General features: G+C 39.3%; 17 protein-coding genes. 1 reads left to right on the top strand and 16 read right to left on the bottom strand.

What is annotated here, in order from left to right:
* Window positions 1–2: 2 nt before the first annotated feature.
* The 11 genes from EJF26_RS02525 to EJF26_RS02575 all read right to left on the bottom strand — a co-directional run bounded on the left by EJF26_RS02525 (window position 3) and on the right by EJF26_RS02575 (window position 11233).
* Window positions 3–881, bottom strand: a complete 879-nt coding sequence (locus EJF26_RS02525) for a sensor histidine kinase (RefSeq protein ID WP_001106752.1) — start codon at window positions 879–881, stop codon at window positions 3–5.
* Window positions 881–1579: a response regulator transcription factor gene (locus EJF26_RS02530; protein ID WP_000146572.1), complete on the bottom strand. Its 699-nt coding sequence runs from the start codon at window positions 1577–1579 to the stop codon at window positions 881–883. Before EJF26_RS02530 ends, EJF26_RS02525 begins: the two co-directional genes overlap by 1 nt.
* A 118-nt stretch (window positions 1580–1697) precedes the next feature.
* On the bottom strand, window positions 1698–2435 hold the full coding sequence (locus EJF26_RS02535; protein WP_000759198.1) for a TraX family protein: 738 nt from the start codon (window positions 2433–2435) through the stop codon (window positions 1698–1700).
* Between the two features lie 144 nt (window positions 2436–2579).
* Window positions 2580–3455 carry an N-carbamoylputrescine amidase gene (gene aguB / locus EJF26_RS02540; protein ID WP_001246709.1) on the bottom strand — a complete coding sequence of 292 codons (876 nt, stop codon included), beginning with the start codon at window positions 3453–3455 and terminating at the stop codon, window positions 2580–2582.
* A gap of 8 nt (window positions 3456–3463) precedes the next feature.
* Window positions 3464–4549: an agmatine deiminase gene (gene aguA / locus EJF26_RS02545; protein WP_000969476.1), complete on the bottom strand. Its 1086-nt coding sequence runs from the start codon at window positions 4547–4549 to the stop codon at window positions 3464–3466.
* A complete protein-coding gene (gene nspC, locus EJF26_RS02550) occupies window positions 4546–5673 on the bottom strand; it encodes a carboxynorspermidine decarboxylase (RefSeq protein ID WP_000764371.1) in 1128 nt (375 codons plus the stop codon). Before nspC ends, aguA begins: the two co-directional genes overlap by 4 nt.
* A complete protein-coding gene (locus EJF26_RS02555) occupies window positions 5673–6932 on the bottom strand; it encodes a saccharopine dehydrogenase family protein (RefSeq protein ID WP_000088779.1) in 1260 nt (419 codons plus the stop codon). The genes nspC and EJF26_RS02555 overlap by 1 nt, the downstream gene beginning before the upstream one ends.
* Window positions 6929–7789, bottom strand: coding sequence for a polyamine aminopropyltransferase (speE, locus tag EJF26_RS02560; RefSeq protein ID WP_000366725.1), 861 nt, complete (start codon window positions 7787–7789; stop codon window positions 6929–6931). The genes EJF26_RS02555 and speE overlap by 4 nt, the downstream gene beginning before the upstream one ends.
* Complete coding sequence (locus tag EJF26_RS02565; RefSeq protein ID WP_000732154.1) at window positions 7790–9250, bottom strand: aminotransferase class I/II-fold pyridoxal phosphate-dependent enzyme; 1461 nt, start codon at window positions 9248–9250, stop codon at window positions 7790–7792. It lies immediately after the preceding gene.
* 546 nt (window positions 9251–9796) lie between these two features.
* Window positions 9797–10108, bottom strand: a complete 312-nt coding sequence (locus EJF26_RS02570; RefSeq protein ID WP_025168934.1) for a hypothetical protein — start codon at window positions 10106–10108, stop codon at window positions 9797–9799.
* A gap of 105 nt (window positions 10109–10213) precedes the next feature.
* Window positions 10214–11233, bottom strand: a complete 1020-nt coding sequence (locus EJF26_RS02575; RefSeq protein ID WP_000532629.1) for a hypothetical protein — start codon at window positions 11231–11233, stop codon at window positions 10214–10216.
* 235 nt (window positions 11234–11468) lie between these two features.
* Here EJF26_RS02575 and EJF26_RS09750 point away from each other — a divergent pair, with 235 nt between their 5' ends.
* Window positions 11469–11654: a hypothetical protein gene (locus EJF26_RS09750; RefSeq protein WP_185962789.1), complete on the top strand. Its 186-nt coding sequence runs from the start codon at window positions 11469–11471 to the stop codon at window positions 11652–11654.
* Between the two features lie 147 nt (window positions 11655–11801).
* Here the strand turns inward: EJF26_RS09750 and EJF26_RS02585 are convergent, their stop codons facing one another.
* The 5 genes from EJF26_RS02585 to EJF26_RS02610 all read right to left on the bottom strand — a co-directional run bounded on the left by EJF26_RS02585 (window position 11802) and on the right by EJF26_RS02610 (window position 15003).
* On the bottom strand, window positions 11802–12230 hold the full coding sequence (locus EJF26_RS02585; RefSeq protein WP_260678630.1) for a hypothetical protein: 429 nt from the start codon (window positions 12228–12230) through the stop codon (window positions 11802–11804).
* Window positions 12231–12304: 74 nt separating this feature from the next.
* Window positions 12305–12865 carry a hypothetical protein gene (locus EJF26_RS02590; RefSeq protein WP_000682109.1) on the bottom strand — a complete coding sequence of 187 codons (561 nt, stop codon included), beginning with the start codon at window positions 12863–12865 and terminating at the stop codon, window positions 12305–12307.
* A gap of 28 nt (window positions 12866–12893) precedes the next feature.
* Window positions 12894–13352 carry a hypothetical protein gene (locus EJF26_RS02595; protein WP_001162799.1) on the bottom strand — a complete coding sequence of 153 codons (459 nt, stop codon included), beginning with the start codon at window positions 13350–13352 and terminating at the stop codon, window positions 12894–12896.
* A 379-nt stretch (window positions 13353–13731) separates the two neighbouring features.
* Window positions 13732–14460 (bottom strand): HEAT repeat domain-containing protein, encoded by a 729-nt coding sequence (locus tag EJF26_RS02605; protein WP_000356610.1) that lies wholly within the window; start codon window positions 14458–14460, stop codon window positions 13732–13734.
* 48 nt (window positions 14461–14508) lie between these two features.
* Entirely contained in the window at window positions 14509–15003 is a 495-nt protein-coding gene (locus EJF26_RS02610; protein WP_000525335.1) for a YfbM family protein, read from the bottom strand.
* Window positions 15004–15028 lie beyond the last annotated feature (25 nt).

Genomic DNA, 15028 nt, shown 5'->3' on the forward strand with positions numbered 1-15028 from the left:
CGTTAAAAGTAAATGAAAACCGACAACCATTTACCATCTGTGCTTAGCTTCATATCCGCTCCAAGAAGATGAACTAATTCCTCGGTAATATAGAGACCTAAGCCAGAGGATTCTTCAGTATCTGACATATTTTCAGAATAAAAACGATTACTGAGATTGTCTATATTCTTGATAGGTTTTTTGACTAGGTTATCAATTTCCAAAACAAGCCTATTTTCTTCCTTTTTCAAAGAAAGTCGAGCCTTCTCCTTGCCGTGCTTGAGAACATTTCCAAGGAGGTTTTGTATAATTCGATCAAGCAAATCCTCATCAGTCGTCGTTTTCAATCCTGGTTCAACGTTAAAATCAAGAACAATCTGTGAAGATTGAAAAACGTCGTAATAAGTTAAAGTCTTCTTCGTTATAAAAGTTGATAAATCAAGTTCTTCCAGTTTCGGTTTGACTGCTCCTTCCATCAAATGACGATATTCGAGGAGAGCCTCCAAACGTTTGGAAACCAAATCAAGATGATGGGCTATTTTGTTTAAGGTTTCTGGACTATTATCGGGATGTTTTATTAGTTGCTGAGTATATCCTGAAGCGATTGTCAAAGGTGTCCGAATATCATGAGCGATGTTACTGATTGCCATATCTAGGGTGTGTTTTTCACGCTTCATGATTAGCCGATTTTGCTCCACTTCTTGAAATAGATTCTCAATTTGGTTATGTAGACGTAAAATGGTCTTTGAAAAGAAGTTTACCCCGATCCTCTTCATGCTACCAGAGCGAATCTTTTCTTCGATTTGTCTGCTTAAATCTCTAATTGCCATATGATAGCGAATCAAAGAAATCGCTAAAATAATGTTAGTAAGGAGTAATATTGATATCAAAATGTAATTCATTATTTGTCTCCTTTTAATCGAACACCAACTCCCCAAATGGTTTCAATGTACTCATGATTTGGATCCAGTTGATGCAGTTTTTTACGGAGATTGCTTAGATGGGTGTTGAGCGTATTGTCTCCAGGCAGGTAACTTTCTTCCCAAATCAATTCATAGAGTTCTTCCTTGGTGAAGATTTTTTTAGGATGATGGAGCAACATTTGAAGAATCTGACACTCTTTCTTTGCAAGGCGAATGGTTTCAGTAGAATTGCTTATTTCAAAACTATCCGCATCGAACTGGATATTTTTAAAGTTTTTTACGAGGTTATCAATTTCTCTTCGATTTTCTGACTGATGTTCACCACTTTGGCGTAATTGCACAGTGACTCTAGCAAAAACTTCATCTAAATCAAAAGGTTTTACTACATAATCATTGGCACCATCTAGGAGATATTGGCTGATGAGCTTTTTATCGCCCAAAGCAGTGAGCATGATGACCGGAGTCTGACTAGTTTGTCGAATGGCTTGCAAGACTTGGTCGCCATTTTTCCCTGGAAGCATGATATCTAGCAAAACAAGATCAATGCCACCTTTGTCAAATTGCATGATACCTTCTGTGCCAGAAAATGCTTGAATCACCTCGTGTTCCTCTGCAAGAATGGTTCTTAAAATTTCCTGGATTTCATTATTATCTTCAATTACAAGAATGCTCGCCATAAACCTCGTCCTTTCTAAAACTATTATAACATGTTTTGTTAGGAATTCCAGATACAGAAAAACTCCTCTCACATTTTAAGCAAGAAGGAGCTCAAGAAGGAGCTAATGAACATTTAAACTACTTAACCAAATAAGCAATTAAGGTTATGATCCATAGATGAGCTGGGTAGAAAATATAAAAGAAATATTTACTCCAACTGGTTTCTTTTCCTCGCTGTCCATTATACAAGGCCATAAAAGGAAATACGGTGATAAAGAGCCAATCAGAATTGTAAAGCATCATTTCCAAGGTTTGGTACCAAGTATCATAGGTATGGATAGAAGTCACTAACAGGAAGGCCCAAAGTAGAGTATAGAGGAGATTTCGCAATCCCTTACGATTTCTACAAGAGTAACTAATCAAGAGAAATGGTAGCATGGTGATACCACCCTCAGTAAAAAGACAACCGAAAATCAAGAGCCCAGCAACTCCAATCCGACGCCACAACTTCTCCTTTTTATCCAACTCTTTTCTGGGAAAGCCAAGCCAAAGCATGGTAACACCGATAGCCAGAGTCAGGAAAATATTGTTATGTACCATTACAGATTTGGAGGCAAAAAGTACATTGAGTAAAGTATTTCCAAGAAACATCATAGTGGCCCAAGACCATAAACGTAGGAGATAGTTTTCTACATTACTTGTATGGATAAACCCTTCCATAGCCATATAAGCAAACCAAACTCCCACACAACGGGTCATAGCGTGGAAAATACCTTCCCACAGAGGAGAAACGATCCCTGTGATATGAGGGATATGGTCTAGAACCATTGCTGCAGCCATCAGGTACTTCAACTGTGTCGCATTCCATTTTTTCATAATAAACCTCTTTCTTTTTGATCTACATAGAGTATAGCATATATTTCCACGTATAATCGTACACCCGTCTTACATTTAAAAAGCCTATCTTACATTTTTGTAAGACAGGCGTGAATATCAAAAAATTATTATGAAATTAACCTTCTAGTCCGTAATTCGTTGATACATTTCTGGTCTTCTATCACGAAACAGTCCCCAGTTGAGGCGTTCACTTGCTCCCTTGTCAAGGTCATAAGTTGCTAACAGAACAGCTTCACCTTGTCTTTCAGCTCTTTCTAGAATAGCTCCTGTTTCATCCGTCATAAAGGAGGAACCGTAGAAGTCAAGACTGGAACTCTGTCCACCATTTTCCTCACTAGGAGTGACTTCCTCCAAACCGTAACGATTGGCTGCAATGACTGGGACAATATTCGCTGCTGCGTGACCTTGCATAGTACGTTGCCAGTGACCACAACTATCTGTATCCAAAATTGGTTCTGAACCAATGGCTGTAGGATAAAAGAGCAATTCAGCACCATTCAGAGCAAGACAGCGCGCTGTTTCAGGAAACCATTGATCCCAACAGATACCAATCCCAATCTTAGCATAGCGAGTATCCCAGACCTTGAAACCAGTGTTACCAGGCGTAAAATAAAACTTTTCTTGATAATAATGATCATCTGGTATGTGGGTTTTCCGATAAACACCCAGCACTTCCCCATCTGCATCAATGACAGCAATAGAGTTATATAAGACATTGCCATCTTTTTCATAAAAACTAATTGGTAAAACAACTTGTAGTTCCTTAGCAAGCACTTTAAAATGCTGAATGGCTGTATTTTCTGTCACCGACTGGGCACACTGGTAGTAGTCATACTGACGTTCCTGACAGAAATAGGGACGTTCAAACAATTCGGGTAAGAGAATAATTTGTGCGCCTTGTTCTGCAGCCTGACGTACTAAACGCTCTGCAGAGTGGATATTCGTTGCCACATCCTTGGCGCATTGCATCTGGATTGCTGCAACTTTTACATTTCTCATTTTTTCTCCTATTCTGGGATTTGTTGGGTAATACAGTGGATATTACCACCACCCAAGAGAATATCTCTGGCTGGTATTCCGACAACTTTACGGTCTGGGAAACACTTACTGAGGATATCTAAGGCAACTTGGTCATTGACATCTTGAAACTGGGGAACAAGGACAGCCTTGTTGGCAATATAAAAATTAACATAGGAAGCTGCAAGACGTTCACCCGCATAACGCTCTTCTTCACCTTCTTCATAGGTATAGCCTAGCAAATCCTCTTCGGTTACAACTTGATGAAGCGCTGGGATAGGCAATTTATGAATGGTGAAGGGACGCCCTTTTGCATCCGTTTCCTTTTCTAAAAGCTCAAGGTCGGCTGCAGACATGGCATACTGAGGATCGCTTTTGTCGTCTGTCCAAGCTAGAACAAGCTCTGAAGGACCTACAAAGGCTGCAACATTGTCAACGTGTTCATTGGTTTCATCCTGATAAATACCATAAGGAAGCCAAATAACTTTTTCAGCTCCAAGGCTATCTAATAAGGTATTTTCGATTTCCTCTTTACTTAGATGAGGATTGCGACCAGGACTAAGCAAGCAACTTTCAGTCACGAGAATCGTTCCTCGACCATCGCTATGTATTGCACCGCCTTCTAGTACAAAAGGTTTAGCATCATAAACAGGCATTTCCAAGGCCTCAGCAAAACGACTAGCTACTTGGTTATCCTCTTCATAATCTTGATAAAGACCATCGACTGTACCACCCCAGGCATTGAAAGACCAGTCTACTGCCAACTTTTCCCTTTTATCATTGAGGAGAATGGTCGGACCAGTATCACGCGCCCAGGCATCATTTGTCGGAATATCTAAATAAACAACCTTGTCTCCTAGATAGGATTGGGCTTCAGATAGATGATCCTGCTCCACCAAAAGATAAACAGTTTCCCTTTCTGCTATGGTCTTGATAATTTGGCTAAATGCTTTTTTGGCAGCCTTTCCTTGGAAGGGCCATGAACCTGGTCGAGTCGGCCAGATCATGAGGGTTCCATGATGTGGTTCGTACTCTGCTGGCATACGATAGCCTAATTTCTTTGGACTGTCCATCATGATAATCTCCCTTTAAAGTCTTGGTAACCGAAGGCTTTGACTAAACTGCAGTCTCCCTGCTCGTCCATAAGATAGAGACTTGGCAAGCCAATACCGTTAAAAGTATTATTTTTGACAAAGGAGTAAATAGCCATATCTTCGAAATAGAGTCTGTCACCGATTTGGACTGGATTTTCAAAACTATAGTCGCCAATCACATCACCCGTCAGACAAGTATTGGAAGAAAGTCTATAGGTATGGGCTTTTTCCTGAGCCTCAAATCCATTTCTCAAAGGTGGACGATAGGGCATCTCAAGTACATCTGGCATATGGCAGGTCGCGGAGGCATCTAAAACCAAGATCTCCATACTGTTTTCTACAATATCCAATACTTCAGTTGCTAGATAACCCGCATTGAGCGCAATGGCTTCACCCGGCTCGATATAGACCTCAAGATTGTAAGTTTCTCGGATACGCTTGATTTCAGAAATCAGCAAATCCACATCGTAATCTTCTCTTGTGATGTGGTGTCCGCCACCCATATTGAGCCATTTCACCTCATGTAAATAAGGACCAAACTGCGCTTCTACTGCTTTCAAAGTTGTCTCTAAATCATCTGAACCTTGCTCGCAAAGGGTATGAAAATGAAGTCCGTCCACTAAATCCAACAAATCACTAGGAATTTTATCAAGTGTCACACCAAAACGAGAACCTGGTGAACAAGGGTCATAGAGCGCGTGATCTCCTTGGGTTGAACATTGAGGATTGATACGCAAACCGACACTGATACCAGCCGCTCGACAACGAGGACCATGTTTACGCAACTGTCTCTCCGAGTTAAAGACGATATGGTCTGTTATCTCAAGCAATTCCTCCAAGTCCACATCCCTGAAAGCTGGCGCAAAAACATGGACTTCCCCCGGAAATTCTTCTCTAGCCAGCTTCGCTTCATAGAGACCACTTGCAGTTGTACCAGATAGGTACTGGCTAATCAAGGGATAGGTTTTGTAGAGGGAATATGCTTTCTGGGCAAGCAAAACCTTGCAACCAGCTTCTTCTTGTACATATTGTAAAATGCGACAGTTGGCTTCTAACTTTGCTAAGTCAATGACGTAAGCTGGTGTTGGTACTTGTTCTAGCTTCATTAGTCCACCATTTGCGGATTCTCAACCACAACCCAAGGCAAACCATACTCATTCAATGCTTCCATGAATGGATCTGGATCCAACTCTTCAAGGTTGTAAACTCCAGGTTGTTTCCAAGTACCGTTCATCACTAATTTTGTCCCAATCATAGCTGGAACTCCTGTTGTGTAAGAAATAGCTTGTGAACCAACCTCTGCGTAACATTCCTGATGGTCGCAAACATTGTAGATATAGATGGTCTTTTCAACACCGTCTTTGACACCTGTAAAGATACAACCGATATTGGTTTTACCAACTGTGCGTGGACCAAGGCTGGCTGGATCTGGAAGCAAAGCTTTCAAAAATTGGATTGGTACGATTTCTTGACCGTTAAAGTTAATGGTATCCGTACGAAGGAGTCCGACATTTCCCAAGCATTTCATGTGTGTTAGATAAGATTGCCCAAAGGTCATAAAGAAACGAATCCGTTTGACACCAGGAATGTTTTTGGCCAATGATTCAATTTCTTCATGGTGAAGGAGATACATGTCTTTTTGTCCAACTTGAGGGAAATCATACTCACGCTTGATAGACATAGCTTCAACTTCGACCCATTTTCCATCTTCCCAGTAAGAACCTGGCGCAGAAACCTCGCGGAGATTGATTTCTGGGTTAAAGTTTGTCGCAAATGGATAACCGTGATCTCCACCATTACAGTCTAAAATGTCGATATAGTGGATTTCATCGAAGTAATGTTTGAGGGCATATGCTGAAAAGACACTAGTCACACCTGGGTCAAAACCAGAACCAAGAAGAGCAGTTAAGCCAGCTTCTTTGAATTTCTCCTGATAAGCCCACTGCCATGAGTAGTCAAAGTAGGCTGTAAATCCAAGTTCCTTACAACGTTTCTCATAAATAGCACGCCATTCAGGGTCTTCTGTATTCTCAGCCTCATAGTTGGCAGTATCTATATAGTGGACACCTGTCGCCAAACAAGCATCCATGATAGTTAAGTCTTGGTATGGCAGAGCTACGTTCAAAACGGCTTCTGGTTTGTAGCTTTCAATCAAAGCAATCACTTCTTCTACCTTATCAGCATCAAGAGCAGCTGTTTCAATCTTTGTACTTGTTTTGCCTTCTAATTTAGCCTTCAAATCATCACATTTTGACTTTGTACGGCTAGCAATCATAATCTCTGTAAAGGTTTCGCTATCTTGACAAATCTTTGAAATAGCAACTTGGGCAACGCCCCCACATCCAATGACTAATAAACGACTCATTTTTTCCCTTCCTCATCTTCTAAAATATCCTCAACATACTTGGGCAACATAAAGGCACCCACATGTAAGTTTGCAGTGTAGTATTCTGTGAAAAGCTGGCGTTTTTTCCAGCCTTCCTTATCAAAATCTTTGACCGGGTGGTATTTTTTCGATGCAAATCCAAACAACCAATAACCAGCAGGACTGGTTGGGATGTGCGCCTGATAAACCCGACTGATTGGAAAGGCTTGATTGACCTTACGGTGCATACTTCGGCAAGCTGACTCATCTTCGTCAAAGAAAGGACTACCATGCTGATAAATCATGATGCCGTCTTTTTTGAGAGCTCTGTAACTGTTTCCATAAAATTCCTTGGTAAAGAGCCCTTCCGTATGTCCAAATGGATCTGTTGCATCGTTGATGATAATATCGTAGTCATCTTCACAGTTTCGCAAAAAGCGTAGCCCATTTTGGTAGTAAATGGTAACACGAGGATCATCTAGCCCTGCAGCAAAGTCTGGGAAATACTCACGGCAGACCTCAACCAACATCTCATCTGGTTCCACAATATCGATTTGCTCAAGTTCAGGATAGAGGGTTAATACTTGGGCAACACCACCGTCACCACCCCCAATAACCAAGACTTTCTTTGGATTGGGATGCACAGCCATGGGAACGTGAACGGTCATTTCGTTGTAAACAAAATCATCCGCATCTGAGAACAAGACGTGACCATTTAAAATCAGTATTTTCCCAAAAGCTGGCGTATCCAAGACTTCGATATCCTGCCATTCACTTTTTCCAGCATAGAGTTGCTTGGCAGTTCTCAAGGACAATTTCACATCTGGAGTATGAACTTCAGAAAACCATAAATCCATCTAGTTCTCCTTTCTCTTAATGACGTTGATGTGATTGACCTCTGGATCTTCCGTCCCTTGGAGGGAGCAACCACGTTCCTTGGCAAATTGGATATAGTCTACAATTTCTCGTGTAATACGTTCACCAGGAGCCAAAATTGGAATCCCTGGAGGATAGCACATGACAAATTCCCCACAGACATGTCCAACAGAATCAGCCAAGGATAAACTTTCTCTTTCTGAATAGAAGGCTTCTTGTGGAGACAGCACTAACTCTGGTTGGATATATTCTCCAGCTATCAAGTCTTTCCCATCTCTTGAGTAGAGTCTCTTGATATCAGCCAAAGCACCGACCAAACGTTCGATATCTTGGATGCGGTCACCGATGGAAATATAGGCCAAGATATTCCCAATATCCCCAAACTCGATCTGAATATCGTATTCATCTCGCAAGAGGTCATAAACCTCTATCCCTGTTAGCCCAATCCCCTGAGTGTACACTGACAGCTTGGTCACATCAAAATCACAGACTGACACACCGTCTATTAACTCTTTTGAGTAGGCATAGTAACCACCAATAGCATTGATTTCACGACGAGCATACTCGGATAGCTCAATGACTTTCTCAAACGACTCTTTTCCACGAAGAGCTAAGTTGCGACGTGAAATATCCAAACTAGACATTAACAAGTAGGAGGCTGATGTTGACTGAGTCAAGTTGATGATCTGACGAACGTACTCGGGATTCATCTGATTCCCAATAAGTAAAATGGAGCTTTGGGTCAAACTCCCACCAGACTTATGCATAGAGACCGCTGCCATATCAGCGCCAACGTCCATAGCAGATAGCGGCAATTTATCTGTAAAATGCAGATGAGCTCCATGGGCTTCGTCCACTAAAACAAGCATGCCAGCTTCATGAGCCATTTCCGTCAAACCTTTAAGGTCTGAACAAATCCCATAGTAGGTAGGATTGTTGATTAGGATAGCTTTAGCATCCGGATGTTCCTTGATGGCCTGTGCAACACGGTCATTTTCAAGACCTAAAGCGATGCCGATTTTAGGATCTACACTCATCTCGATATAGATGGGAATGGCACCACATAGAACCAGCGCATTGATAGCAGATTTGTGGACATTACGTGGCAGAATAATCTTATCTCCTGCCTTGCAGGTGGAAAGAATCATGGTTTGAACAGATGATGTTGTTCCACCAATCATGAGAAAGGCATGCGCTGCTCCAAAAGTATCAGCTGCTAGTTCCTCTGAATCCCGAATAATCGAAATGGGATGGCCTAGATTATCCAAGGGTTTCATAGAATTGACATCAATGCCAACACATTTTTCTCCCAACAATTCAACAAGTTCTGGATTTCCCCGTCCGCGTTTGTGACCTGGTACATCAAAGGGAACAATCCGTTTCTTTCTTAGCTTAATCAGACCTTCATAAATAGGGGCCTGATTTTGATCTAACTTTTTCAAGACATACTCCTTTACCGTATTTTTAGCTCCTCAAAATGATGAGGGAGACCAAAGGTTGACTTATGAAAAAAGAGCAGGTTTTCACCTGCTCTGCAATCTTCTGACGTGTTTATTTTGGTTTCTGTTGAGTATGTCTGTTCCTGATGTTTCCTAACTCTCTAGTAGCAAATATTACGTACTTTATTGATCGTTTCACAAGATGACGTGTGCTTTCACCACACTAAAATTTATGAATTAGGACAAGCGTCCTAACATCAACTTATAAAAGTAGGCTTTTAACCCTATCAATAATGTGGCTTTTCAACCACGCTTCGGCATTCAACCCTGCCTGTCCGTAGGCATTTTTTACTCGGGTTTATATTTGCTAGAAAACATCTTCTCATTTTCTAAGCCTTATAACTATATCATGTTTACAAGAGCTTGTAAAGTACTTTTTTTGAATTTACTTAAATTTTGTTCGTAAATAGTTGAATTGCTACCAAAAAGTTCATGTTCAACGAACTGGAAACGATTATAAAAGGAACTATTTTTTAGTTCCTTTCAAGATTATTTAATCTTATGCTTATCCATTTTTTCCTGGAAAATTTCTGTAATGATTTGGCGCAATTCTTCTCGTTCCTTCTCAGGAATCTCACCACTTCTCTTGGCAGCTGCATAGAGCTCTGGATGTTCGATGGAAATTCGCTTTATTGTCCGAGTTGTTGCGTGTTTTCTCACAAAAAATGGGATGCGTTTGATCCATTCCTGAGGTACTAGGGCAAGGATTTTCGCAGCAGTTTCCTTATCGCTAATTTCAGATGTTATCAGTCCCTGCTTTATCATTTCCTGTTCTTTTTCAGTAAAATCTTTTAATTCTATGATTCTTCTCCTAGTTAGTAAATGACTCTATGGTAGATTATATACTAATCCTGACCAAAGTACAAATAGAATAACATCAAAAAAACTTAGTAGGTCTTCATTTCACTAATCATCACGCGCTACTTCTCCAACTAGCTCAAAATCTATCATATGGTAGTTTTCATCCAAGCGAATTAAGGAAAAATACTCATTCCAAAACAGGTGGTCACTGGGACTTTTCCACTGGATACCATACCATAGTTGGGTCGAGTCTACAGGATGTGCAGGCGGAACTGACCATAATTTATCACCAAAGGTTGTTCGCATGGTTCCTTCTTCAATTCTAGTCAGTAAATCCACACCATCTAGCTTATAGGAGATAGCTTTTGATTTTGCTGCTTTGATACGATCTTCATCTAGCTTAAACTGGATAATTTTACAGTCCTCTAAAGCAATTTCTTTTGTTTCATCTCCGTATAAGGAAATACTTCCAAGGATTAAACCATCTTTGCCAAGAAGATAGGGAGCATACGACACAGCATTGCTATCTTGATGAAAACCTTTTTCGATAAAAATACTCTTATCAGCCTGATATTTTTTGATTTTCCCCGAAGAAAGAGCCTCATCATAATCGTTACTAAAGCTATCCTCCCCCCTGATATAAATGTCAAAACCTGCTTTTAGAAGGTCGCTCACACTTGTTTGTGTTAGCGTGATCGACTTGTCATCTATCGTCAATTCTGGTGCTTTTGGTGGCAACCCTATCTGACCATAGGCTATCATAAGAAATAAAGCCATCATAAAAGAAACCACAAGTGCAATCATCGCTTTTCCCGTGCGTTTTCTGGCATTAAAAAGTGCCATAATCGGCGGTAGGATGACAATTCTGGCCAAGATAGCATTACCAGTTCCACCCCTACTCATTATTTGGACTACAAAAACACCAGCAATCGCAATCATCGACAAATAAACCAAAAGCTCGCCAAACCCCATCTTGTCTGTACGAGTTTGTTCATTTACTGGCTCATCTAAGACGGATTTCCCATTCACTACCAGCCTTTTGAGGAAGAAATACATTCCGAGTCCAATCCCCAAAAATGCCAATGCAAGAAAAGTTAGCGAACTGATTACAATTATTCTACCCATCTCAATTTTCTCCTTAGTTAATACATTCAACCTTTAATTTCTTTTTCAAGGTTCTATTCGCAATCAGTAGCACAAGCAAAAGAAAGGGCGCTCCATTAAGAACAAATATGGGGAAAGCCTTGATAGCAATCCATAATATCGTCCCTTTTTTCTCAATCCAACTACTCCCCCAATCACCATTGATCAATGGAAATAGTGATTCTATGTAGCCTTGATACCATAGGAAGAATGGATTTTGGGAGCAATTCGCATTCAGCCAGATAATTATCAAGCAAAACAGAATCAAGTAGACCAAACCGACAAATACACTAATCCGTCTGGTGGTCTTTGTCGCCTGTTGACAGATTCTTTCTTTGGCCTCTTGATCAAACCCTTCCAGAGCACTATTCTTGCAAGTTTCTTTTTCAAATCTGTAGAGTAGATACCGATAGAGGTAATCCTTTCGCATATCGCCTTTCATATAAAACCTCGTCTAAAGCTTGGAGAACAAATTAAAAATCTTCTAATTCAAGGAATTGCAGTCTAGATAATTTGTGATTATTGCAGAAGGGTACATAGGGCTTTTTTTTCAGAGCATATCAACATACCATGTTTTTTCATCGCCAAATCCATAGAATTTCTCATCAATCAACCATTTGCCATCAATCAACCTAAGCACAAACTTATGTTTCATTTCCAAAGCTTCCTCATAGTATAGTATGACCGTTGCCAGATCCCTTTTTCGCATGGTAAACCAAACGGAAAAATTCTCGCCTCGTAAATACGAATACTCACTTGGATGGCCATAGGAGTTCCTAGCCCCTTTTAATAAGAGTTTCTCGCTTACACAGCCATCCAGGAGAGCCAGATAGCGTTGATGGTATTCGTCCATCAGTTTCTTCCATTCGGGATGAATCTGATGTGAAGGTATCTTGAGTAGCCTTTTTTCAGCATCGAGTTCCTTGTTGTATTCATAGATTCCTTCTTCCAAAAAGGTTAATTTCTGTAATAATTCCAATAAGAATGTAAGAGTTCATCTACCATTTTTTTGTATTTTTCTGGGGTGCTTTTTAACGTCAGTTCCATTATCTTCTAACCTCGATATTCATGTGTCAGTTCTGCCAATTCTCTATCAGACAGACTACCATCAGTATAGAGTTTTTTCAACAACTTATCATCAAATTCAAAAGAATAATATTCTATCACAAATTCTTTAAACCTATCGTATGTATCAAAGGTGTATCCCAATAACCAAGTTCCGCCGTTATTATTCTCAATGTTATTTTGATGAATGGTACCATCATACCAGATACAAAATGTTGTTTCTTCTCTTTCTTTTAAAGTTAAAAGATTCAGCCATTTTTCATCAATACCTTCATAAATCCTGTCGATAATGTTCTGATTCCATTGGTCAGCTGCAAACTGATTGAGACTATTTTCATGATCAAATCCCTTTATCAAGACCACTTCTTCTGTAAAAATCACATCCAAAGAATCCCCAGCACCGTTATCAATGCTGTATCGGCTAGTGAAGTCCGTTACTTTCTTTCGTATCAATCTCAAATAGTCTTTTGAAGGATCTGTTAAATAATCATCCAAAACATACAAGGCCTCAAGGCTTTTTTGCATATTGTCCCGGTATAAGTGCTTCATATCTCACCTTTTCTACCCATCTTTTCCATTACTTGCTAAAATCGCAATTCTTATAGCGAGAAGAAACAAAGCCTGAAATCGAAATCTGAGGAATATTCCATTCATTAGCTAGGTAAATCCTGCATTCAATTTCATCTCCTTTAGGAGTCCTTGCAATAAATTCGTATCTTCCTAATTCTTCATTGTTTCTATTTCTTTCAATCCTTTCGAAATAGCTTTCTTTAAAAAATTTCTGAAACGCTTCCCAAATCAGCTCAACCTCATTAAGCGATAATTCGACTTTTAGACCATATCCCAATCCAACCTTACATCTCATCTTTCGACCCGTTTCATCAGCTTTGCAAGTTTTTACGCTTCCTTTATTATGAACCCAATCAATACTATCCAATTGATTGATCTTAATAGCTAATAAGTCTTTGAACCCAGTCATTTGTCCTAGAAAATACTTAGATGCAATTTCAAAAATCTCTAAATTCTCCAATGCCATCATCCTCTCTTATAATTTGAACCTTTCTTGGCCAGCTTACACTAGTTTCCTAATCCGCATCTACCCAGAGATGATATTTTTTACAGTCAAGACATTTCAATAGATAGCCACAAACGGATCTATTACCATCCTCGATTAATATTGGATCTTGAAACTCTTTATATATAAAATACTTCTCGTTTTTCTTCTATTATACCACTTAAACGACAAAAGCCTGTAGTTTCAGTGTACTGCAGGCTTACTATGTAGAAAGAAACAATGATGACCACAACATTCATACATTTCAGGTGCTGATATTGATAATATGTTCCTTTGTAGTTTTAGAGATGCAGAAACTTATCTATCAAATAACTCTCAAATGTTTCTATATGATTGGTGTCTAATGCTTACTTAGAAATCTAATAGCAGATTTTTGAGCCTTTTCTATTTTTTCAAGGTCCATATTTTCTACTGCAGAAGATGGTATCCATCTCTTGCCAAATAATATTTGAGCTGCTTCTATCATCATACCGCAAGCATAGAGGTCTTTTTCTTCGGTAATAGCTTGAATAAAACTGGTCTTTACTTCTTTGGATATGATTTCTACTTTTACTCTATGAAAGGACAGTTGCATGAGACTTGCCGCAGACCATGCACGACAAAAAGCATCTCCATCACCTAGCATTTGTCTTGTCAAAAGACCAATTTCTTTTTCTGTTCCTACCCAACCTAAAGCTATGACCACCTTTTGACGAAGAATAGTATTCTTTATATCTAAAAGTGAAATGAGAATAGGAATCAGTTGGTCACAAAGCGACCAATAAAAATCTCGATGCTTTGATTTAGAAAGGATTTCCGCTATAAGATACGCAGTCAATACACTTTGTTTTTCATCTTTAACTTCATCCAACTGTTCAAATAGAAACTCTAATCCATCTCTTCCATGTTTATCAAAGCTACCTTCTAAATGCAGGTTTCTACCTTCATTCCAATCTTTGCAAATCAGTTCATAATGATATGCGATTTCTTGGGAACTACCCAAATTAGCTACAAATTTGATTCTTTTACCAGAAGGAAAGCTTTCTTTTTCCAAGTCAAGATATGCTTTTTGTAAATCTTCTTTATCCATTTTTTGCCTCAAGCTATTTTATTCTTTTAGAAACGTTTGATAAACCTTTTAACAAATAGTGACCATGACATTACCATTGAGCTCTAAAATTTTCTTGTAAAAATCTTTCATTGCTTGGAAATACTCGCAGATTTCTTCTTCAATCTCTTCCTCTTCTTCATCATAATCCCAAATATCAGGATAAAGATCTGCATTTTTACAAGCTTGCATACTAAAATGCGCCATGGCTTCTTCCATATCAAAGTTTTCCAATGCTGAATAAATTTCTGCTACTTTTGTTTTTTCTGTATAAGTAATATATTCTGCGACATTTTCAAGTGGCGTCACACCCAAAATAGCCACGCTCAAAGGATCATTCCGACTGGGGTTTGAAGTACCAACATCTGTAAGCACAAAATGAAGAACATCCCACATTTTATCTATATCAAGTAGAAGTTCTTCTTCCTCTACTATCTCAAATTGATCTTCTTCTTCAGCATTAAAACTTTTCATTTGATGTAAATACTGATCATTGATATATCTATAATTAGCAATCATTCCCATTTGTTTTTCCTCCAAAATTTCTATG

It is taken from the genome of Streptococcus oralis subsp. dentisani (assembly GCF_007475365.1).
Taxonomy (GTDB): Bacteria; Bacillota; Bacilli; order Lactobacillales; family Streptococcaceae; genus Streptococcus; species Streptococcus mitis_AX.